This window comes from Streptomyces sp. NPDC088794, assembly GCF_044750545.1.
Classification (GTDB): domain Bacteria; phylum Actinomycetota; class Actinomycetes; order Streptomycetales; family Streptomycetaceae; genus Streptomyces.
The window spans coordinates 144,211-165,447 of the sequence record NZ_JBIVKB010000002.1; the positions used below are offsets into that span (position 1 = coordinate 144,211).

Genomic DNA, 21,237 nt, shown 5'->3' on the forward strand with positions numbered 1-21,237 from the left:
CGTACGGCCGTGCGGGTGCCGTAAACGGGCCGGGATGCGCCATGTCATCCCGGCCCGTTGCCGTTCTCTCCCGCCTTCTCCGGCCCCGGCTCGTCCGTCGGCACGACCTGCTTCTCCTCCGCGAAGTGACAGGCCGAGTCGTGCGCGGCGGGACCGCTCATGAGCCGGAACTCCGCGGGCACCGCCAGCAGCGGCACCTCCAACTCGCAGCGCTCCTGGGCCTTCCAGCACCGGGTGCGGAAGCGGCAGCCGGACGGCACGTTCGTCGGTGACGGCACGTCACCGACCAGGATGATCCGCTCCCGGTGCTCGCGGGCCTCCGGGTCGGGCACGGGGACGGCGGACAGCAGCGCCTGGGTGTAGGGGTGCGTGGGATGGTCGTAGATCTCGGCGTCCTTGCCGATCTCCACGATCCGGCCCAGGTACATCACGCCGACCCGGTCCGAGATGTGCCGGACGATCGACAGGTCGTGGGCGATGAAGAGGTACGACAGCTCGAACTCGGTCTGCAGCCGGTCGAGCAGGTTGATCACCTGGGCCTGCACGGAGACGTCGAGGGCGGAGACCGGTTCGTCGGCCACGATGATCTCGGGACGCAGGGCCAACCCCCTTGCGATGCCGATGCGTTGGCGCTGGCCGCCGGAGAACTGGTGCGGATAGCGGTTGATGTACTCGGGGTTGAGCCCGACCACGTCCAGCAGGTCCTGGACCTTCTTGCGCCGGTCGCCCTTGGGGGCCACCTCGGGGTGGATCTCGTAGGGCTCCCCGATGATGTCGCCCACCGTCATACGGGGGTTGAGGGAGGTGTAGGGGTCCTGGAAGACCATCTGGATATTGCGGCGTACGGTGCGCAGGGCGCGGCCGGACAGGGTGGTGATGTCCTCGCCCTTGTACTTGATCGAACCGGCCGTCGGCTTCTCCAGGTTGACCAGCATCTTGGCGACCGTCGACTTGCCGCAGCCGGACTCGCCGACGATGCCGAGGGTCTCGCCCTTGCCGAGCGCGAAGTCGACGCCGTCGACGGCCTTGACGGCACCGATCTGCTTCTTGAACACGATGCCCTGGGTCAACGGATAGTGCTTGACCAGGCCGCTGACTTCCAGGATCGACTCAGCCATTGAGGCACTCCCTCCAGAAGTGACAGGCGCTCACCCGCTGGTCGTCCACCTCGTGCAGGGGCGGTACGTCCGTGCGGCACACGTCCTGGGCCATCGGGCAGCGGGGGTTGAAGGCACAACCGGGCGGGATGTTCATGAGGTTGGGCGGCAGCCCCTTGATGGCGTAGAGCTCCTGGCCCTTCTGGTCGAGCCGCGGGATCGACTCCAACAGGCCCTTGGTGTACGGGTGTGCGGGCGCCTTGTAGATGTCGTGCACCGGCGCCTGCTCGACGATCCGGCCCGCGTACATCACCGCGATCCGGTCGGCAACGTCGGCGACCACGCCGAGGTCGTGGGTGATGAGGATGAGCCCCATGTGCAGTTCGCGCTGCAACTCGGCGAGCAGGTCCATGACCTGGGCCTGGACGGTGACGTCCAGCGCGGTCGTCGGCTCGTCGGCGATGATGAGCGCCGGCTCCAGGGCGAGCGCCATGGCGATCATGATGCGCTGACGCATACCGCCGGAGAACTGGTGCGGGTAGTCGCGGACGCGCTCCTTGGCGGCCGGGATGCGCACGCGGTCCATCAGCTCGACGGCCTTGGTGCGCGCGTCCTTCCGGGACATCCCGCGGTGCACGGTGAACATCTCGCCGAGCTGGTCGCCCACGGAGAGCACGGGGTTGAGGGAGGACAGCGCGTCCTGGAAGATCATCGCCATCTCGGCGCCGCGGACCTTCCTGCGCTCCTCCTCCTTGAGCTTGAGCAGGTCCTTGCCCCGGAAGAGGATCTCACCGCCGGTGATCTTCCCGGGCGGCATGTCGAGGATCCCCATCACGGCCTGCGCGGTGACGGACTTCCCGGACCCGGACTCCCCCAGCACGGCGAGCGTCTCCCCCGCGTCCACCCCGTAGTTGACCCCGTTGACGGCCTTGGCGACCCCGTCCCTGGTCCTGAACTCCACGTGCAGATCACGCACTTCGAGCAGCATGACGCCGACTCACCTCAGCTTCGGGTCGAGGGCGTCGCGGACCGCGTCGCCGAGCATGATGAACGCGGACACGGCGACCGCCGGCCCGGCCGAGGGCCTCCGGGCGGGCGGGGCGGCCGGCACATCCGCATCCACCGCCCGGCCACCGGCCCCCGCCGGCTCCGGCACGAGGACCCGGAACGCCGGCCGCGGCCCGCACTCCTCCAGCACCGTCACGCCGTCACCTCAGCTTCGGGTCGAGGGCGTCGCGGACCGCGTCGCCGAGCATGATGAACGCGAGCACGGTGATCGCCAGGGCGCCGGAGGGCCACAGGAGGGCGTGGGGGGCGTTGCGGACGTAGGTGGAGGCGGCCGAGATGTCGATGCCCCAGGAGACCGTGGGCGGTTTGAGGCCGACGCCGAGGTAGGACAGGGTCGCTTCCAGGGAGATGTACGTGCCGAGCGCGATGGTCGCCACGACGATCACCGGGGCGATCGCGTTGGGCGCGATGTGCCGCAGCAGGAGCCGGGAGTTGGAGGCGCCCAGCGCGCGGGCGGCCTGCACGTAGTCGTTCTGTTTGGCGGTGATGACCGAGCCTCGGGCGATCCGGGAGATCTGCGGCCAGCCCAGCAGCACCATGAAGCCGATCACCGGCCAGACCGTGTTGCTGGTGACGACGGAGAGCAGGACCAGGCCGCCCAGGACCACCGGGATCGCGAAGAAGATGTCGGTGATGCGGGACAGGACCGAGTCCCAGGCGCCGCTGAAGAAGCCGGCGAGGCCGCCGAGGACCGAGCCGAGGACGGCGACCCCGAGCGTGGCGAGGACGCCGACCGTCACGGACGTACGGGCGCCGTAGACCGTGCGCGTGTAGACGTCGCAGCCCTGGCCGTCGTAGCCGAAGGGGTGGCCCGGCTGGGAGCCCTCCTGGGCCTTGGAGAGGTCGCACTTGAGGGGGTTGCCCGAGGCGATCAGGGAGGGCCAGATGGAGATGACGACGAGGAAGAGGATGACCAGCGCCGAGATGATGAAGACGGGGTTGCGGCGCAGGTCGCGCCAGGCGTCGGACCACAGGGAGCGGGGCCTGTCCTGCGGGCCGGTGCCGTCGGGGCCGCCCGGCGACCGGTCCAGCGTCTCCGCCTCGCTCGTCGCGAGGTCCATCGGACCGCCCATGCCGGTGCCGGCGATCGCGAGTTCGGGATCGTGCGGCTGCTCAGGCATAGCGGATCCTCGGGTCGAGTACGGCGTACAGGAGGTCGACGAGCAGGTTGGCCACCAGGAAGACGAGGACGAGGACGGTGACGAAGCCGACGACGGTCTGGGTGTTCTGCCGCAGGATGCCCTGGTAGAGCTGGAAGCCGACGCCGTGGATGTTGAAGATCCGCTCGGTGACGATGGCGCCGCCCATCAGGGCGCCGATGTCGGTGCCGATGAAGGTGACGACGGGGATGAGTGAGTTGCGGAGCAGGTGGCGGATGATCACCCGGCGGCGGGGCAGGCCCTTGGCGACGGCCGTACGGACGTAGTCCGAGCGCCGGTTCTCCGCGATGGAGGTGCGGGTCAGCCGGGTCACGTAGGCCAGGGAGACGGAGGCCAGCACCAGGCCCGGCACGATCAGTTCGGAGAAGGTCGCCTCCGTGGAGACCGACGGTTTGATCCATCCCCACTCGACACCGAGCAGCAGCTGGAGCAGCAGGCCGGTGACGAAGGTGGGGACGGAGATCACGACGAGGGTGAGCAGCAGGACCACGGTGTCGACCGGCCGGCCCCGCCTGAGGCCGGTGACGACCCCGAGCGAGATGCCGATGACGATCTCGAAGAGGATCGCCACGATCGTCAGCCGGATGGTGACCGGGAACGCCGTCGACATCAGGTCGGTGACCTTCTGGCCGTTGAACGCCGTACCGAAGTCACCGGTGAAGACGTTCCCCATGTAGGTCAGGTACTGCTGCCAGACCGGCTTGTCGAGGCCGAACTCCTTCTTGAGCTGGGCCGCCGTCGCCGGGTCGCACTGCTTGTCGCCGCACAGGCCCGCGATGGGGTCGCCCATCACGTTCACCATCAGGAAGATCAGCAGCGTGGCCCCGATGAACACCGGGATCATCTGGAGCAGCCGCCTCACGACGTAGCGCCCCACGGCGGGTCAGCTGACCTTGATCTCGTTGTAGACGGGGACGCTGAAGGGGTTGAGCGCCACGTTGGAGAGCCGGTCCGACCAGCCGGCGCTGCCGTTCTGGTACCAGAGCGGGATCGCCGCCATGTTGTCGCGGACCACCTTCTCGGCGTCCTGGAAGAGCGAGATCGCCTTGCCGGTGTCGGTCTCGGTGTTGGCCTGGTTGACGAGCTTGTCGAAGTCCTTGTTGGACCACTTGCCGTCGTTGGAGGAGGCGTTGGTGTAGTAGAGCGGCTGGAGGAAGTTCTGGATCAGCGGGTAGTCCATCTGCCAGCCGGCCCGGAACGGCCCCGACATCTTCTTCTGGGTGATCTGGCTGCGGAAGTCGGCGAAGGTGCCGACCGGGTTGCCGACACAGGCCTTGTCGTTGCCGAGCGCGTTGTTGATGGAGTTGCACACGGCGTCCACCCACTCCTTGTGCGAGCCCGTGTCCGCGTTGTAGCTGATCTTGACCTGGCCGTTGGGCAGTCCGCCGCCCTCCTGGATCAGCTTCTTGGCCTCGGTCGGGTCGTAGTCGCAGCCGTCCCCGCACAGCCCGTCCTGGAAGCCGCCCTCCTTGCCGAGGACCGGTGAGGTCCAGTCGGTGGCCGGGGTGCGGGTCTTCTGGAAGATCGTGTCGGTGATCTGCTTGCGGTTGATCGCCATGGACAGGCCCTTGCGGACCTTGTCCGAGCTGCTCTTGTTCCAGTCCTTGTCGTAGAACGGGAACGCGAGGGTCTGGATGATGCCGGCGGGGGTGTTCAGATAGCGGTCGCCGAGGTCGTTCTTGACGTTCTTCAGCTGGGCGGCCGGGACGTCGTCGACGAGGTCGAGGTTGCCGGCCATCAGGTCGGTGTAGGCGGTGTTGTTGTCGGTGTAGACCTTGAGGTCGACGCCGCCGTTCTCCGCCTTGTCCGTGCCCGGGTAGTCGGCCCAGGTCCGCAGGGACATCTGCGAGCCCTTCGCGTACGACTTCACCGTGTACGGCCCGTTGCCGATCGGCTTCTTCACCCAGGCCGCGTGGTTGTCGTAGAACGCCTTGGGCAGCGGCGCGAAGGCCGGGTAGCCGAGAGTGTCCGGGAACGTCGAGAACTTCTGCGTCAGCTGGACGGTGAAGGTCCTGGCGCCGGTGACCTTGAGGCCGCTGAGGGTGTCCGCGGTCTGCTTGGAGCCGTCGTCGGGGTGGGTCTTGTCGTAGCCCACGATGTACTGGAAGAAGTACGCGTTCTTCTGGTTGTTCTTCAGGCTCGCGCCGTAGTTCCAGGCGTCGACGAAGGACTTGGCGGTGACCGCCTCGCCGTTGCTGAAGGTCCAGCCGTCCTTGATCGTGACCGTGAAGTTCTGCGAGTCCGTGGTGTCGATCTTGTCGGCGAGCATGTCCTCGGCGGCGCCCGTCTTCGGGTTGTACCGCTTCAGCCCGCGGAAGATCATGTCGAGCACCTTGCCGCCCTGCACCTCGTTGGTGTTGGCCGGCTCCAGCGGGTTCTGCGGGTCTCCCCACGAGGAGCTGAGCACCGCGCTGCCGTCACCGCCGCCGCTGTCGCTGCCCCCGCCCCCGCCCCCGCAGCCCGTCACGGCGAGTGCGACCGCCGCCGCGCCTGCGGCCCATTTGGCGTGCGTGGCTCCGCGCATGGAGTGCCTCCTCAAGACTGCCAATCCGTTACCGGCCAATATCGACACAAAAAGGGCGCACCGCACACCGGTCGAGACCGTTCGGGGGACGCGCCATCCGGATGGCCGCCGGGGGTGACAGATGTTCACCCGTGTACACATTTCGATACACGCACGTCCGCATATCGAACTCGTTGCCCGTTTGGCGTAGTTAGTCGGAAATCAGGCACGGATCCATCACGGAGTGCTACGCGCGTAGTATCGACTTGGCCAAGCGGGCGCAAATATTGCAAAGAGAAACCCAACTCGACCGAGAATTTATTGACCTTGCATGAATTGCGTTGAAAAAGTCCGGCGTAGCCCGTAGGGGAGCGCCCTGCGGAGTCTCATCAGACCCTCCCTTGGGCCAGGAGCACCATGACCCCCCCAACTCCATCCACGGCCCCGCTCGAGGTGACCGACGAGAGCGTCGAGAAGTCGATCACTTCTCCCGACTCGAAGGCCAACGAGAGCAGGTCCCCGGGACAGCTCGCGTGGCGCCGCTTCAAACGGGACCGTACGGGTGTCATATCCGCGATCATCGTGGTCTTCTTCTTCGCGATCGCACTGGCCGCGCCCCTGATCTCCAAGCTGTACGGGAAGAATCCGTACACGACGTACGCGAGCCAGGACCCGAGCCTGCTCGACCCCTTCTCGTACCCGGCGGGCGCCAACGGCGGCATGAGCTCGCAGTTCTGGTTCGGCATCGAGCCGCAGCTGGGCCGCGACGTCTTCACCTTCCTGATCTACGGCATCCGGACCTCGCTGGGCATCGCCCTGGCGGCCACCCTGATCACCACCGCCCTCGGTGTCGTCATCGGCGTGACCGCGGGCTACCTGGGCGGCAGGACGGACTACATCGTCGGCCGGATCGTCGACATCGTGCTGTCGATCCCCTCGACGCTGTTCATCATCGCCTTCATGCCGGTGGTGTTCGGCCTGTTCGTCGCCGCCGACGACAACATCCCGACCTGGCTGCGGGCCACCGCGCTCATCGTCATGCTCTCGTTCTTCGGCTGGGCGTCGATCGCCCGCCTGCTGCGCGGCCAGGTACTCGGCCTGCGCGAGCGGGAGTTCGTCGAGGCCGCCAAGGTGACCGGGGCGTCGCCGGCGCGCATCGTCTTCAAGGAGCTGCTGCCGAACCTGTGGACCCCGATCCTCATCCAGTCCACGCTCATGCTCCCGGCCTACGTGACCGCTGAGGCGGGCTTCGCCTTTCTCGGTGTCGGCATGATCGACCCGACCCCCGACTGGGGCGTGATGATCCAGCGGGGCGCCCAGTTCTACACCCAGGACTTCACCTTCATGCTCTTCCCGGGCCTCTCCATGGTGATCTTCGTCCTGGCGTTCAACCTGCTCGGCGACTCGGCGCGCGACGCGCTCGACCCGAAGTCCAAGCGCTGACCCCTCTCTCATCCCCGGCCCGGTCAATGTCGCCCGGCTGGTCCCGTCCCACCCATAAGGCAGGGTTCCTGTGTCTTTTTCCCGTAGAAACTTCATGATCGCCACCGGTGTGGTCGCGGCGTCGAGCACGGTGCTGACCGCCTGCGGCGGCTCCAACTCGACCTCGAAGAACAAGATCCCCTCGGTCAGCAAGGCCAAGCAGAGCAAGATCGAGGTCGGCACGAAGGCCGACTCGACGGGCCCCGCCCCCGAGGTCGCCGGCGCGGTCAAGGGCGGGACGATCTACGGGCTCGACCAGTTCGACATGGACCACCTCGACCCGGCCCAGATCTACGTCTCCACCGAGATCCTCATCACCACCCCGATCATGCGTGGCCTGACCGGCTACAAGCTCGACGCCAAGGGCGGCGCCACCCTGGTCGGCGACGTGGCCACGGACGCCGGCACGGCCAAGGACGGCGGCAAGACCTGGTCGTTCACCATCAAGGACGGCATCAAGTGGGAGGACGGCTCCGACCTCTCCATGGACGACGTCCGCCACACCTTCGAGCGCCTCTTCGCCTCCTTCGTCACCGAGGGCCCGCGCTACGTCCAGCAGTTCCTGGTGGGCGGCGACAAGTACAAGGGCCCCTACGAGGGCAAGAGCCTCGACTCCATCGAGATCGACGGCCGGACCATCACCTTCCGCCTCAACGAGGCCCGTGGTGACTTCAACTTCACGCTCGCCGAGCGGGCGTACTCCTTCGTGAAGAAGTCGAAGGACACCAAGGAGAAGTACGACAAGCAGCCGTTCTCCTGCGGCCCGTACAAGATCTCCGCCCGCGACGTCGGCAAGTCCCTGACGTACACCCGCAACGAGCACTGGGACGCGGCGACGGACCCGATCCGCAACGCCTACCCGGACAAGTACCTCTTCCAGTTCGGCTTCGAACTGCTGGCCTCGACCGACCGCTACATCGCGGACAAGGGCAACGACCAGTACACGATGTCGATCTTCAACGAGGTCGCCCCCGAGCGGATCGCCACGGTCCTCACCAACGCGAAGCTCAAGGAGCAGGTGCTCACCGCGGTCGACACGGTCACCTACTACTGGCCGATCAACACCACCCGGATCACGGACGTCAAGGTCCGTCAGGCCATCAACTACGCCTGGCCGAACCAGCAGTTGCAGACCATCCGCGGCGGCGCGTCCACCAGCGAGATAGCGACCACGATCTTCTCCCCGGTGACGCCCGGCTACACGGAGTTCGACCTCTACGGCAAGACCAAGAAGCCCGGCGGCGACCCGGTCAAGGCCAAGGCCCTCCTCAAGGAGGCCGGCAAGGTCGGCCAGAAGCTGGTCATCGCCTACCAGACCTCCGACAACGCGGTGAAGCAGGCCGTGGCGATCAAGAACGCGCTGGAGGCGGCCGGCTTCACGGTCGTCAACAAGCAGATCGACAAGTCGACCTTCTACACCCAGATCGGCAAGATCGACAACCAGTACGACCTGTTCGCGGCCGGCTGGAGCCCGGACTGGCCGGGCGGTTACTCGGTCTTCTATCCCTGCTGGGACGGCGCGAACATCGGCGACGGCCGCAGCAACTACGCGCAGCTGAAGAACGCGAGCGTCGACAAGGCCATCGCGGCCGCCTCGCTGATCACCGACGCGGACGAGGCCAACAAGGCCTGGGGCGCCATCGACAAGCAGGTCATGGAACTCGCGGCCTGTGTCCCGGACTACCACGCCATCCGCAACTGGATGCACGGCACGAAGGTCGGCGGCTTCGTCTACGACGCCGGAAACACCGGCATCGCGCTCACCAGGCTCTACGCCAAGGCGTAGGCGCCTGCGGCACCAGGGGGCGGTCCCGCACCGGGCCGCCCCCACCGGCTCCACACCCCTCACGCCCCGGCAACGGCGCCTCGCCCGGAAAGTCCTGACCCCATGTTCCGCTTCCTTGTCCGCCGTACGATCGGCGCGCTGGTCATTCTCCTGATCATCAGCGCCATCACCTTCTGGCTCTTCTACGCCGTCCCGCGTGACCCGGCCATGATGTCCTGCGGCAAGAACTGCACGCCGGCCTCGCTGGCGCAGATCCGGCACAACCTGGGCATCGACCATCCGATCCCGGTCCAGTACTGGTACTGGCTGAAGGGGATCTTCGTCGGTCGGGACTACAGCGGCTTCGGGAACTGCAACGCGCCGTGCCTGGGCTACTCCTTCGCCAACAACGAGCCCGTCTTCGGCACGATCATGGACAGGCTGCCGCTGACCCTCTCGCTCGCCTTCGGCTCGGCCGCCATCTTCCTGGTCTTCGGCGTCGGCACCGGCATGATCGCGGCGCTCAAGCAGGGCAAGTTCCTGGACAAGTTCGCGACCTCGGCCTCGCTGCTGGGCTCCTCGCTCCAGATCTACTTCGTCGGCTACATCGCGCTGTACTTCCTGGTCTTCAAGGCGGGCATCCTCGACCAGCCCTCGTACACGCCGCTCACCGACAACCCCGTCTCGTGGTTCTCCGGCCTGCTGCTGCCCTGGATCGTGCTGTCGATCATCTTCACCGCCAACTACACCCGCATGGCCCGCTCCCAGCTCGTCGAGCAGCTCAGCGAGGACTACGTCCGCACCGCCCGCGCCAAGGGTCTCTCGCGTACGAACGTCTTCCTGCGCTTCGCCTGGCGCGGCGCCATGGGCCCGATCGTCACGGTGTTCGGCATCGACCTCGGCACGCTCATCGGCGGCGCGATCATCACCGAGCAGGTCTTCAGCCTCCAGGGCATCGGCCGGCTCGCGGTGACCTCCGTCAACCAGAGCGACCTGCCGATGCTGCTCGGCGTCACCGTGCTGGCCGCCGCCGCGATCGTGTTCTTCAACATCATCGTCGACGCCGCCTACGCCTTCATCGACCCGCGGATCCGGCTCGCCTGACCCTCCGCCCGTACCCCCTACCCCCGCATCACCCCCCAGGAGCGTCTCCGTGACGAGCACCGATCAGCAGCCCTTCCTCTCCGTCAGGGATCTGAAGGTCCACTTCTCCACCGAGGACGGCACCGTCAAGGCCGTCGACGGGCTCTCCTTCGACCTCGCCAAGGGCAAGACCCTCGGCATCGTCGGCGAGTCGGGCTCCGGCAAGTCCGTCACCAACCTGACGATCCTGGGCCTCCACGACCGCGACCGCACCGCGATCGAGGGCGAGATCCTGCTCGACGGCAAGGAGCTCCTCACCGCGAGCGAGCGGGAGCTGGAGCGGCTGCGCGGCAACAAGATGTCCATGATCTTCCAGGACGCGCTCGCCTCGCTGTCGCCGTACCACACGGTCGGCAAGCAGATCGCCGAGACGTACCGCAAGCACACCGGCGCCTCCAAGAAGGAGGCCCGGGAGCGCGCGATCGAGATGCTGAAGCGGGTCGGGATCCCCCAGCCCGAGATCCGGGTCGACGACTACCCGCACCTGTTCTCCGGCGGTATGCGCCAGCGCGCGATGATCGCCATGGCCCTGGTCTGCGACCCTGAACTGCTCATCGCCGACGAGCCGACCACGGCCCTCGACGTGACGGTCCAGGCGCAGATCATGGACCTGCTCAAGGACCTCCAGCAGGAGTTCGGCACCGCGATCGTGTTCATCACGCACGACCTCGGCGTCATCGCCGACATCGCGGACGACGTCCTGGTGATGTACGGCGGCCGGTGTGTGGAGCGCGGCACCAAGAAGGAGGTGCTGACGGACCCCCAGCACCCCTACACGCTCGGTCTGCTCAGCTCCATGCCGAGCCTCGAAGGACCGGTCGACGTGCCGCTGATGCCGATTCCGGGATCGCCGCCCTCGCTGCTCAACCCGCCGACCGGCTGCCACTTCCACCCGCGCTGCGCCTTCGCCGAGAAGGTCGCGGGCGGACGGTGCGCGAGCGAGCGGCCCGCGCTGGAGGTGGTCGACGGACGGGGCTCCGCCTGCCACCTCACCACCCAGCAGCGCCGGGAGCTCTTCGCCGACCTCGCCGCAGTAGCCCAGCACAACTGACGTACTAGAAACGGGACTTCCCATCATGAGCGACACGAACCCCCTCCTGGACGTCAGCGGGCTGACCAAGCACTTCCCGATCAAGGGCGGTTTCCCGATCCGGCGTACGGTCGGTGCCGTGCAGGCCGTCGACGGCCTGGACTTCCAGGTCGCCGAGGGCGAGAGCCTGGGCCTGGTCGGCGAGTCGGGCTGCGGCAAGTCGACGACCGGTCGGCTGATCACCCGCCTCCTGGAGCCGACCGGCGGCAAGGTCACCTATCGCGGGCAGGACATCACCCACGCGGGCCGCAAGGAGCTGGCGCCGATCCGCTCCGAGATCCAGATGATCTTCCAGGACCCGTACGCCTCGCTGAACCCGCGGCAGACGGTCGGCAAGATCGTGTCCGGTCCGATGGAGATCAACGACATCAACCCGGCCGGCGGCCGCGAGGCCCGCGTCCGTGAGCTGTTGGAGATCGTCGGTCTCAACCCCGAGCACTACAACCGCTTCCCGCACGAGTTCTCCGGCGGTCAGCGTCAACGTATCGGCGTGGCACGGGCGTTGGCTCTTGAGCCGAAGCTGATCGTGGCGGACGAACCGGTGTCGGCCCTGGACGTCTCGATCCAGGCGCAGGTGGTGAACCTGCTCCAGAAGGTCCAGCAGGAACTCGGCATCGCGTTCGTGTTCATCGCCCACGACCTGGCGATCGTCCGGCACTTCTCGCACCGCGTGGCGGTCATGTACCTCGGCAAGATCGTGGAGATCGCCGACCGCGACGACCTCTACGGCAACCCGCGCCACCCGTACACGCGGGCGCTGCTGTCCGCCGTACCCGAGGCGACGGTGGAGGACGACGGGCCGGTCCGCGAGCGCATCCGCCTGGTCGGTGACGTGCCCTCCCCCATCTCCCCGCCCTCCGGCTGCCGCTTCCGCACCCGCTGCTGGAAGGCGACGGACAAGTGCGCGAGCGAGGCGCCGCCGCTGGTCCAGGTCGAGGGCAACAAGCCCGGCCACCTCACCGCCTGCCACTACCCGGAGACCGAGGTCCTCGTCCCGGCCCCGCGTCTCTCCAAGAACCCCGAGGCGGCGGCCTGACAACACCCCTTTACCGTCAGCCGCCACCCTTCGCGGAACGGACTTTCCAGGCCCATTGACCCGAGCCCATGAACGTCCGCTCCCCGGGGAGAAGAAGGCCCGTACCGCACGCGCTTGCGTGGGGCACGGGCCTTCGCTCTGCACGGGGCTGTTCTCGCGGCGGCTCTACGGGTTGCCGCTCGACTCGGAGGCCGTTGCGTGCGACGGCAGCCCGCCGGAAGGTTCCTCGTCCGCGGTGCGCAGCCTCCGTACCTGCGGTGACAGCAGTGCTCCCGCCGTCGCCACGACGATCGACGCCGCGCAGCCCGCCAGGGCCGTGTCCGTGCCCACTCTCGCCGCGACGGGGCCGGCGATCAGGAGGCCTAGGGGGGCGAAGGAGAGGGAGCCGAACCAGTCGTAGGAGCTGACTCGGGACAGGGCCTGTTCGGGGATGCGGCGTTGGACCGTGGTGGTCCACAGGACGCCGTAGACGTCGCTGGCGACACCCGCGGCGAACATCGCCGTGGCGACCAGCCAGACCGGGGCCCGGAGGCTGAGCAGGGTGATGGGCAGGGCGGCCGGAAACGTGCACAGCACCGCCACCAGGACGGGACGGCTCACCCGTACCCGGGCCGCCAGGCCGGCACCCGCGATCGTGCCCAGGGCCTGCGCGGCCACGATGACCGACCACGCCCGCGGGCCGCCGAGATGCTGTTCGGCCGCCAACGGGCCCAGGACACCGACGTTGGCGTTGACCGCGGCGACGACCACCGCGTACTGGGCGACGACCACCCACAGCCACTGCCGGGAGGCGAACTCGTGCCAGCCCTCCCGGAGATCGGCCCAGCCGGACGCCTTCGACCGAGGAGGCGTGGTCACCCGCAACCGGGCCGTCAGCGCCGCGCTGGCCACGAATGATGCCGAGTTGAGGGCGAGTGCCCAGCCCGCGCCGACCAGGGCCACCGTCACGCCGGACAGCGCCAGGCCAAGCAGCATCGAGCCGTTGATGCCCATCCGCAGCAGGCCGTTGGCCCGTTGCAGACGGCTCGCGGGCACGAGCAGCGGTACGAGACCGTCCAGCGCCGGCGCGAACAGGGCGGTGGCCGTACCGGCCGCCACCGCGAACAGACACATGGCCGGCAGGGGCGCGTGCCCGGTCAGCACCATGGCCGCGAGGCCCGCGTACGCCCCTGCGCCCAGCACATCCGCCGACGCCATCAGCCGCGACCGTGACATGCGGTCCGCGATGACCCCGCCGACCAGGATGAACACCAGTTGCGGCACCGCCTGACAGGCCAGCACCAGCGACAACGTGCCCGCGCCCGCCCCCGGCAGGGAGAGCACCGCGAACGCGAGTGCCACCCGCGCGAAGCCGTTGCCCAGTACGGAGATCACCCGTGCCCCGGCCAGCACCACGAACTGCCGGTCACGCCACAGCGGCGCCCCGTCGGAAGACTCTGTCACCGTCACGATCAGGCACCCTACGACTCCGACCTGAGCCCGGCACGCACCCCCGCCGACGGTGTCGCGCCAACTCCCCGGCCGGTCCCGCCAGTTGAATTCGCGATCTTGTCATGTCCCGCCCGGCAGGTGTGCCACACTTCCCCGGTGGTCGACCGCGCCTTCGCCGATCCATCGCTCGCCGCGCTCTATGACGTGCTCAACTGCTGGGGCCCGGGCGACGACTTCTACCTGAAACTGGTGATGTCCGCGTCCTCCGTGCTCGACGTCGGCTGCGGCACGGGACGTCTGCTGGCCCGGGCCAGATCCGACGGACACCGGGGCCGGCTCATGGGCCTCGACCCGGCGGCCGCCATGCTCGTGCGGGCCCGCGACGCCGAACGGGACGTCGAGTGGGTGCTCGGAGACCTGCGCAGCCGGGCCTGGGACGGGGAGTTCGACCTCGTGGTGATGACCGGGCACGCGTTCCAGGAGATCGTCGCCGACGAGGAGATCCGCGCGGCACTGCGGTCCGTGCGCGCGGCCCTCGGCTCGGGCGGGCGGTTCGTGTTCGAGACGCGCAATCCCTCGGCGCGCGCCTGGGAGCGCTGGACCCCACAGCGCCGGTACGAGATCAGCGACCCGGACGGCACCGCCGTCCAGGTGTGGCACGAGGTCGAACTGCCCGTCCGCGGCGACCGGGTGACGTTCACCGAGACCTACGAGGGCGCACGGTGGACGGGACCCCAGGTCTGCCGGTCCACCCTGCGCTTCCTCACCCCCGACGCCCTCGCCCGCTTCCTCACCGAAGCCGGCCTCACCGTCGTCGAGCAGTACGGCGACTGGGGGCGAGGACCGCTCGCCCCCGCCAGCCCCGAGATCGTCACCGTGGCACGGGCCGCCTACTGACCCTCCGGCCCCTCCTCCAGCGCCGCCAGCGCCGGGTCGAGCACGATGTCCTCGTCGCGCCCCTCGATCGTCGGCTCCTCCGGGAAGTGGCAGGCCGTCAGATGGCCCTCGTGGTTGCCGGAGATCTGGATCAGCGGCGGCTCCTCGGCCGCGCACTTGTCCTGGGCCTTCCAGCAGCGGGTGCGGAACCGGCAGCCGGAGGGCGGGGAGATGGGGGACGGCACATCGCCGGCCAGGCGGATGCGCTCGCGCTGGGCGCCGTCCGGCTCGTCGGAGAGGTTCACCTCGGGCACCGCGGAGAGCAGGGCGTGGGTGTAGGGGTGCCGGGGGCGGGTGTAGATGGACTCGCGGTCGCCCACCTCGATGATCTTGCCGAGGTACATCACGGCCACCCGCTGCGAGAAGTGCCGTACCACCGCCAGGTCGTGGGCGATGAACAGGAACGCGATGCCCAGTTCCGCCTGGACCTTCTGGAGCAGGTTCACCACCTGCGCCTGGATGGAGACGTCGAGCGCGGAGACCGGCTCGTCCGCCACGATCAGCTTCGGTTCGAGAGCCAACGCCCGTGCCACGCCGATACGTTGACGCTGACCGCCGGAGAACTCGTGCGGGAAGCGGTTGTAGTGCTCGGGGTTGAGACCGACGATCTCCAGGAGTTCGCGGACCCGCTTCTCCCGGCCGCCCTCGGGCACGATGTCGTTGATCTCCATCGGGCCCGAGATGATCTTGCCGACCGTCTGCCGCGGGTTGAGCGACGAGTACGGGTCCTGGAAGATCATCTGGATCTCGGAGCGGATGGGCGCCAGCTCCTTGCGGCTGGCGTGGGTGATGTCCTTGCCCCGGTACGAGATCGTGCCGGCCGTCGGCTCCATGAGCCGCGTGATCAGCCGCCCGGTCGTCGACTTGCCGCAGCCCGACTCACCGACCAGACCGAAGCTCTCGCCGACGTGCACGGTCAGGTCGATGCCGTCGACCGCCTGCACGGCACCGACCGTACGGCGGATCGGGAACCCGCCCTTGACCGGGAAGTGCTTGGTGAGTCCTGCCACGTGGAGCAGGGGTTCGCCGGCCGACTCGGCGGCGGCTTCCCGCGGGGCGGGAAGGACGAGGTCCTCTTTCATGACGTCTCCTCCTAGCCCAGTCGGGGCTTGATCTCTTCGATGAAGATGGTGCGTTTCTGCTCCGCCGTGAGGTGGCACGCGGAGGCCCGGTCCGGGGCCAGCAGCGGACGTTCGGTCACGCAGCGATTGCCGCCGACCCGGTCCTGGAAGGTGCAGCGCGGGTGGAAACGGCAGCCGGACGGCGGGGTCAGCAGCGAGGGCGGGGCGCCGGGGATCGGGTTCAGCGGCTCGTCGAGCGCCGAGTCCAGTCGCGGCATGGAGTTCAACAGGCCCCAGGTGTACGGGTGTTGCGGCGAGCGCAGCACCTCGTTCACGGTGCCCCGCTCCACCGCGCCGCCCGCGTACATCACCATGATGTCGTCGGCCATGTCGGCGATCACGCCGAGGTCGTGGGTGATGAAGACGATCGCGGTGCCGAACTCCCGCTGGAGGTCCCTGAGCAGGTCGAGGATCTGGGCCTGCACGGTGACGTCGAGGGCCGTGGTCGGCTCGTCGGCGATGAGCAGGTCGGGGTCGCAGACCAGCGCCATGGCGATCATCGCGCGCTGGCGCATACCGCCGGAGAACTGGTGCGGGTAGTCCTTCGCCCGCTCCTTGGGGTTGGGGATGCCGACCTTGCCGAGCATCTCCACCGCGCGCTCCCAGGCCACCCGCTTGGAGGCCCCGGTGTGCTTCATGAAGGGCTCGGCGATCTGCCGGCCCACCGTGTAGTACGGGGAGAGCGCGGTCAGCGGGTCCTGGAAGATCATCGCGGCCTTGTTGCCGCGCACCTTCTCCAGATCCGACTCGCGGGCGGTCGTCAACTCCTGGCCGTCCAGGAGGATCTCGCCCTCGACGGTGGTGAACTTCGGGTCGTGCAGGCCGAGGATCGTCAGGTTGGTGACGGACTTGCCGGAGCCAGACTCGCCGACGATGCCCAGCGTCCTGCCGCGCTGCACGTCGAAGGAGAGCCCGTCGACGGCCTTCACGATGCCGTCCTCGGTCTTGAAGCTGACGTGCAGGTCCCGCACCGAGAGGAAGGCGCCCGCGTCGGCCGGTACGGGTGCCCCGGCTTCCTTGGTCAGAGTGGTCACGACAGTCTCCTCTTACCCGGCCTAGGACAGCCGCACGCGCGGGTCGATGAACGCGTAGCAGGCATCGACGATGATGTTGAACAGCAGGATCATGGTGGCGGAGAACAGCATCACGCCCAGCAGCAGCGGCAGGTCGCTGAAGGACACGGCGTCCACCGCGAGATGGCCCAGGCCCGGCAGACCGAAGGTGTACTCCGTGATGATGGCGCCGCCGAGCAGCGAGCCGAGGTCGATGCCGAAGATGGTGACGATCGGGATCAGCGAGCCGCGCCAGGCGTAGCGGAAGAAGACGTACTTGCGGGACATGCCCTTGGCGCGGGCGGTGCGTACGTGTTCCTCCTGGAGCTGCTCGATCATCGACGAGCGCGCCATACGGGTGTACTGCGAGGCGAAGATCGTGGACAGCACGACCCACGGGATGATCAGCCCGTCGAACCAGGCCACCGGATCGGAGGTGAAGTCGACGTAGGCGGGCTTGCTGAAGATGTGCGTCTGGTAGACGAGGATCGCCAGTGCCAGCGGGCCCAGGAAGTAGATCTGCATCGAACTGAGCACCATCGAGGAGGCAGTCACGATCTTGTCGACCAGACTGCCGCGCTTCCAGGCGGCGATCATGCCGGTGCCCAGACCCACGACGAGGAAGACCGCCGCGCCGCCGATGGTGAGCGAGACGGTGGTGGGCAGCCGGTCGAGCAGGGTCGACCAGACCTGGTCGTTGGTGTGGTACGAGTACCCGAAGCAGGGGGCGGGGCAAGGGCCCTGGGCGAACTCGTTGCTGCCGAAGACGAGGTTGTGCAGGAAGATCCCGTACTGCTCGGGGATCGACTTGTCGAGGCCCAGCACATGGTGGATGTTGGCCAGGCTGGTGGGGTTGCACGTCTTGCCGCACATCAGCAGCGCCGGGTCACGGGGCATTCCGAAGAACAGCAGGAACGTCACGATGCTCAACAGAAAGAGAATGACGACGGCACCGAGGAACCGGCGGAAGAGGAAGCGCAGCATGACAGGGGCAGCTCTCTGACGTCGACGGGTGGGGCGGTACCCGGTGCGCCGCCCTGTGGGGCCGCGCACCGGGTACCGGTCCGACGGTGGTTACTTGATGAAGAGACGACGGGGGTCGACGCCGCCGATCACGTCGTCGTAGACGAAGCCGCCGACCTTGGAACCGGCGATCTGGGTCTGCTTGTAGTACGCGGTCGGGACCGCGTTGACGACCTTGGTGAGCAGGTACTGGTCGACCTGCTCCCACGCGGCCGCGGCCTTGACCGGGTCGGTGATCTTGTTGATCCGGTCGATCTCACTGTTCACGTGAGCGTCGTTGACCTGCGAGTAGTTCTGCGCGCCCTCGGCGATCCCCCGGCCGTCGTACAGCGGCGGGATGACGGTCGAGGCGGACGGCCAGTCGGCACCCCACGCGGTGTGGAAGATGTCGAACTGGTTGTCCAGCTTGCTGACCTGGTCGTAGTAGGTCTCGGCCGGGATCTCCTGGCGCTGGACGTCGAAGCCGGCCTTCTTCAGGCCCGCCGCCATGGCGGTGGAGTACTGCTGGCCCTCGGGGGTGTTGGTGTAGCCGAAGGTCAGCTTCATGTTGAGCTTGCCGGCCTCTTCGAGCAGCTTCTTGGCCTTGGCCGGGTCACCCGCGGGCTTCTTCTTCTTGCCGAACGGGTCGAACTTCGCGTCGTAGCCGCTGACGGTCGGGCTCAGGAAGCCGCCGGCGACCTCCATGGCGTCGGTGCCGCCGAAGGCGCGGATGAACGGCGTGATCGGCAGCGCGTACGCGATGGCCTGACGGACCTTGATGTCCTTGAGCTCCGGCTTGCTCATGTTGATGTTCATCTGGCCCACGTAGGGCTGGTAGCCGGAGATCGTGCGGGACTTCATCTTCGGGTCCTTGAGCACGCTGGACAGGTTGCCCGCGTCGACCTGGTTGCTGAGGCTTATGCCGGTCGCGTCGGCGCCGCTGTCGGCCAGCAGGGCCTTGGTGGACTGCTCGAACTGCTGGTTGAACGTGAAGTCCCACTGGTCCACGTACTGGTTGCGGATCGGGTCCGTCTTCGGGTCCCAGTTGGTGTTCTTCACGAGCACCATCGACTTGCCGGACTTGAACGACTGGATCTTGTAGGGACCGGTCGTCACCGGGGCCTTGTCGTACTTCTCCTTGGTGTCGCCCTTGGCGGAGACCACGGAGTAGCCCGCCATGGCGAGCGCGTACGGCAGGTCCGGGTGCGGCGACTTGAACTTGAAGACGACCGTCTTCTCGTCCGGCGTGTCCAGGACGGTGGCGGGCAGGTGCTTGCCCTTGTAGGGGCCGTCCGGCAGCAGCTTGCGGTAGTCGGCGCCGGAGGAGTCGGCCAGCCACTGCTGGATGTAGCTCGGGCCCTGGTTGATGAAGGGCGCGAACAGCCGCTCGAAGGTCTGCCGGACGTCCGTGGAGGTGATCGGCGTGCCGTTGGCGAACTTGAGTCCGTCCTTCAGCGTGTACTTCCAGGTCTTGCCGCCGTCCGTGGTGGTACCGGAGTCGGTGGCGAGGTCGCCGACGACCTCGTGGCCCTTGCCGTCGGTGCCGGTCGCCTTGTAACCGGTCAGGCCTCTGTGGATGAGCTGCGAGAGCGCCATCTCGTCGGAGACGTAGATCTGTCCCGGGTCGAGGTGGGCGAAGCTGTCGCGCTGCAGCACCTCCATCGTGCCGCCGCTCTTGGCGCCCGCCACCGCGGCCGCGGGTCCGTTCGAGTCCGACGCGTCGCCGAATTTGATCGACGACTGCTGGCTCTTGGCGTTCTCCTGGTCCTTCTTGTCGTTGTCGCTCGCGTCGCTGCCGCCCTTGCTGCAACCGGTGAGCACGAGTGCCCCGGCCGCGAACACGGACAAAGCGGCGTATGCGTGGCGTCCGCCCCTACTCATCACTGAAGTTTCCACCCATCTTTGTGTCACCGGTGCAATCAGGAATTACCGTGCGGTATCCGGGCGAGGACGCCCACAAACTGCCGTTCAGCGCGACGACTTGGGGTCGAAGGCGTCCCGGACAGAGTCCCCGAGCAGGTTGAACGCGACGACGAAGATGATCATCGAGACGCCGGGGAAGAACATGTAGGTGATGTCGTTCTGCTGCACGAGCTCGGTCGACGCCTTGGAGAACATCTGGCCCCAGTCGGGCGTCGGTTCGACGATCCCGACGCCGAGGAACGACAGACCGGCCTCGATCGTCACGAAGTTCGGCAGCATGTAGGTGGACTGCACCAGCAGCGGAGTCACCACGTTGGGCAGGATCTCCCGGCGGATGATCCGCCACGGGGAGGCCCCGCTCACCTTGGCCGCCTCGATGAACTCCCGTTCCCGCAGGGCGAGCGTGGTGCCGCGCAGGATGCGCGCGAGGCTCATCCAGCCGAGCACCCACTGCACCACGATCAGCGCGACCACCCGGACATAGGTCGGGGTCTCGTCCGTCGGACTCACGAACAGCGAGACCACGACGGGCATGCTGGCGATGAAGAACAGCTGGGAGGGGAAGGCGAGCAGGAAGTCGATCACGCGGCCGATCGCGTAGTCGGTCCTGCCGCCGACGTAGCCCGCCGTCACACCGAGCAGGATGCCGGTGACGATCACGGCGAGGGTGACGGTGATCGAGATCATCAGCGAGGTGCGGATGCCGTAGATCAACTTGGTGAACACGTCGTAGCCGTTGCCCGGTTCCAGACCGAACCAGAACTCGCTGCTGATACCGCCGTTGGGCTGCACCGGCACGCCCGCGCTGTCGAACAGCTCGGGGCGTTCGTCCGCGTAGACGGTGTACGGGTCCTTGCCGTACACCTTCGAGATCAGAGGCGCCGCGAGCGCGATCACGAAGAAGAACAGCACGATACAGGCCGAGATGACGCCGGTGCGGTCCCGCTTGAAGCGGATCCACATCAACTGGCCGGGCGAGCGGCCTTCGAGCTTCTCGGCCTCGGGCTGCGCCGGAGGCTGTGGGGCGCCGTCGACGACGACCGACGTACCGCCGCCGCCTTCAACGTCGAGAGGACTTGTCACAGTTGGCCCATTTCACAGGTGTGGGTGTGCCGAGCCGGCGACCGGCGCAGGGTGTGCGCGATCGCGGAACGGATCATGAAGAAGCGTGGGGGGAACCCCGAGGAGGCCGGGAAACCCGCAGCCGGACGCGCGTAGGCGTCGGCCCGCGTTAAACGGCCGTAGACATCCTCAGACTGAACCGCCGTATGCGCGAGGGCAATTGGCGACGACGGACGGCGTGGCCCACCTGGTGTTCGTGACACCGCGCATGGGGCTCCTCCTCATGACTCCACGTATTCACCGAACAGGAGGGGGCGCACGTCTGTCCTCCGACACCCCTGACGGAGGGGTCAGACACCCCCATGG

General features: G+C 67.6%; 18 protein-coding genes. 6 read left to right on the forward strand and 12 right to left on the reverse strand.

The genetic code is table 11. The annotated features are described in order from the left end of the window. Positions 1 to 44: 44 nt before the first annotated feature. From ACIP6U_RS05235 to ACIP6U_RS05260, 6 genes are read right to left on the reverse strand one after another with little or no spacing between them, the layout of a single operon-like run. On the reverse strand, positions 45 to 1,118 hold the full coding sequence (locus tag ACIP6U_RS05235) for an ABC transporter ATP-binding protein (RefSeq protein ID WP_401713248.1): 1,074 nt from the start codon (positions 1,116 to 1,118) through the stop codon (positions 45 to 47). Next, a complete protein-coding gene (locus tag ACIP6U_RS05240; RefSeq protein ID WP_401713250.1) occupies positions 1,111 to 2,085 on the reverse strand; it encodes an ABC transporter ATP-binding protein in 975 nt (324 codons plus the stop codon). Before ACIP6U_RS05240 ends, ACIP6U_RS05235 begins: the two co-directional genes overlap by 8 nt. A 9-nt stretch (positions 2,086 to 2,094) precedes the next feature. Continuing rightward, positions 2,095 to 2,301: a hypothetical protein gene (locus ACIP6U_RS05245; RefSeq protein WP_401713253.1), complete on the reverse strand. Its 207-nt coding sequence runs from the start codon at positions 2,299 to 2,301 to the stop codon at positions 2,095 to 2,097. A gap of 4 nt (positions 2,302 to 2,305) precedes the next feature. Continuing rightward, entirely contained in the window at positions 2,306 to 3,286 is a 981-nt protein-coding gene (locus tag ACIP6U_RS05250) for an ABC transporter permease (RefSeq protein ID WP_401713256.1), read from the reverse strand. Then, a complete protein-coding gene (locus ACIP6U_RS05255; protein ID WP_401713259.1) occupies positions 3,279 to 4,202 on the reverse strand; it encodes an ABC transporter permease in 924 nt (307 codons plus the stop codon). Before ACIP6U_RS05255 ends, ACIP6U_RS05250 begins: the two co-directional genes overlap by 8 nt. A gap of 6 nt (positions 4,203 to 4,208) precedes the next feature. Further along, positions 4,209 to 5,849 carry an ABC transporter substrate-binding protein gene (locus tag ACIP6U_RS05260; protein WP_401713261.1) on the reverse strand — a complete coding sequence of 547 codons (1,641 nt, stop codon included), beginning with the start codon at positions 5,847 to 5,849 and terminating at the stop codon, positions 4,209 to 4,211. Between the two features lie 396 nt (positions 5,850 to 6,245). On the opposite strand from ACIP6U_RS05260, the gene ACIP6U_RS05265 reads away from it, so the two are divergent. The 5 genes from ACIP6U_RS05265 to ACIP6U_RS05285 all read left to right on the forward strand — a co-directional run bounded on the left by ACIP6U_RS05265 (position 6,246) and on the right by ACIP6U_RS05285 (position 12,344). Further along, entirely contained in the window at positions 6,246 to 7,271 is a 1,026-nt protein-coding gene (locus ACIP6U_RS05265; RefSeq protein ID WP_401713264.1) for an ABC transporter permease, read from the forward strand. Positions 7,272 to 7,365: 94 nt separating this feature from the next. Next, the gene (locus tag ACIP6U_RS05270) at positions 7,366 to 9,096 is read left to right on the forward strand and encodes an ABC transporter substrate-binding protein (protein WP_401713267.1); all 1,731 of its coding nucleotides are present in this window, start codon (positions 7,366 to 7,368) and stop codon (positions 9,094 to 9,096) included. Between the two features lie 102 nt (positions 9,097 to 9,198). After that, positions 9,199 to 10,179: an ABC transporter permease gene (locus tag ACIP6U_RS05275; RefSeq protein WP_401713270.1), complete on the forward strand. Its 981-nt coding sequence runs from the start codon at positions 9,199 to 9,201 to the stop codon at positions 10,177 to 10,179. 49 nt (positions 10,180 to 10,228) lie between these two features. Then, a complete protein-coding gene (locus ACIP6U_RS05280; protein ID WP_401713272.1) occupies positions 10,229 to 11,269 on the forward strand; it encodes an ABC transporter ATP-binding protein in 1,041 nt (346 codons plus the stop codon). Between the two features lie 25 nt (positions 11,270 to 11,294). Next, positions 11,295 to 12,344: an ABC transporter ATP-binding protein gene (locus tag ACIP6U_RS05285; protein ID WP_401713275.1), complete on the forward strand. Its 1,050-nt coding sequence runs from the start codon at positions 11,295 to 11,297 to the stop codon at positions 12,342 to 12,344. 165 nt (positions 12,345 to 12,509) lie between these two features. On the opposite strand, the gene ACIP6U_RS05290 is transcribed toward ACIP6U_RS05285, so the two are convergent. Beyond that, a complete protein-coding gene (locus ACIP6U_RS05290) occupies positions 12,510 to 13,793 on the reverse strand; it encodes an MFS transporter (RefSeq protein ID WP_401713277.1) in 1,284 nt (427 codons plus the stop codon). A gap of 138 nt (positions 13,794 to 13,931) precedes the next feature. On the opposite strand from ACIP6U_RS05290, the gene ACIP6U_RS05295 reads away from it, so the two are divergent. After that, on the forward strand, positions 13,932 to 14,672 hold the full coding sequence (locus ACIP6U_RS05295; RefSeq protein WP_401713280.1) for a class I SAM-dependent methyltransferase: 741 nt from the start codon (positions 13,932 to 13,934) through the stop codon (positions 14,670 to 14,672). On the opposite strand, the gene ACIP6U_RS05300 is transcribed toward ACIP6U_RS05295, so the two are convergent. The 5 genes from ACIP6U_RS05300 to ACIP6U_RS05320 all read right to left on the reverse strand — a co-directional run bounded on the left by ACIP6U_RS05300 (position 14,666) and on the right by ACIP6U_RS05320 (position 20,892). Continuing rightward, positions 14,666 to 15,793, reverse strand: coding sequence for an ABC transporter ATP-binding protein (locus ACIP6U_RS05300; RefSeq protein ID WP_401713283.1), 1,128 nt, complete (start codon positions 15,791 to 15,793; stop codon positions 14,666 to 14,668). The two genes, ACIP6U_RS05295 and ACIP6U_RS05300, sit on opposite strands and share 7 nt — an antisense overlap. Before the next feature lie 11 nt (positions 15,794 to 15,804). Then, entirely contained in the window at positions 15,805 to 16,866 is a 1,062-nt protein-coding gene (locus ACIP6U_RS05305) for an ABC transporter ATP-binding protein (protein WP_401713287.1), read from the reverse strand. Between the two features lie 21 nt (positions 16,867 to 16,887). Then, a complete protein-coding gene (locus ACIP6U_RS05310) occupies positions 16,888 to 17,868 on the reverse strand; it encodes an ABC transporter permease (protein WP_401713290.1) in 981 nt (326 codons plus the stop codon). A gap of 90 nt (positions 17,869 to 17,958) precedes the next feature. Next, entirely contained in the window at positions 17,959 to 19,767 is a 1,809-nt protein-coding gene (locus ACIP6U_RS05315) for an ABC transporter substrate-binding protein (protein ID WP_401713292.1), read from the reverse strand. Positions 19,768 to 19,854: 87 nt separating this feature from the next. After that, positions 19,855 to 20,892: an ABC transporter permease gene (locus tag ACIP6U_RS05320; protein WP_401713295.1), complete on the reverse strand. Its 1,038-nt coding sequence runs from the start codon at positions 20,890 to 20,892 to the stop codon at positions 19,855 to 19,857. Positions 20,893 to 21,237 lie beyond the last annotated feature (345 nt).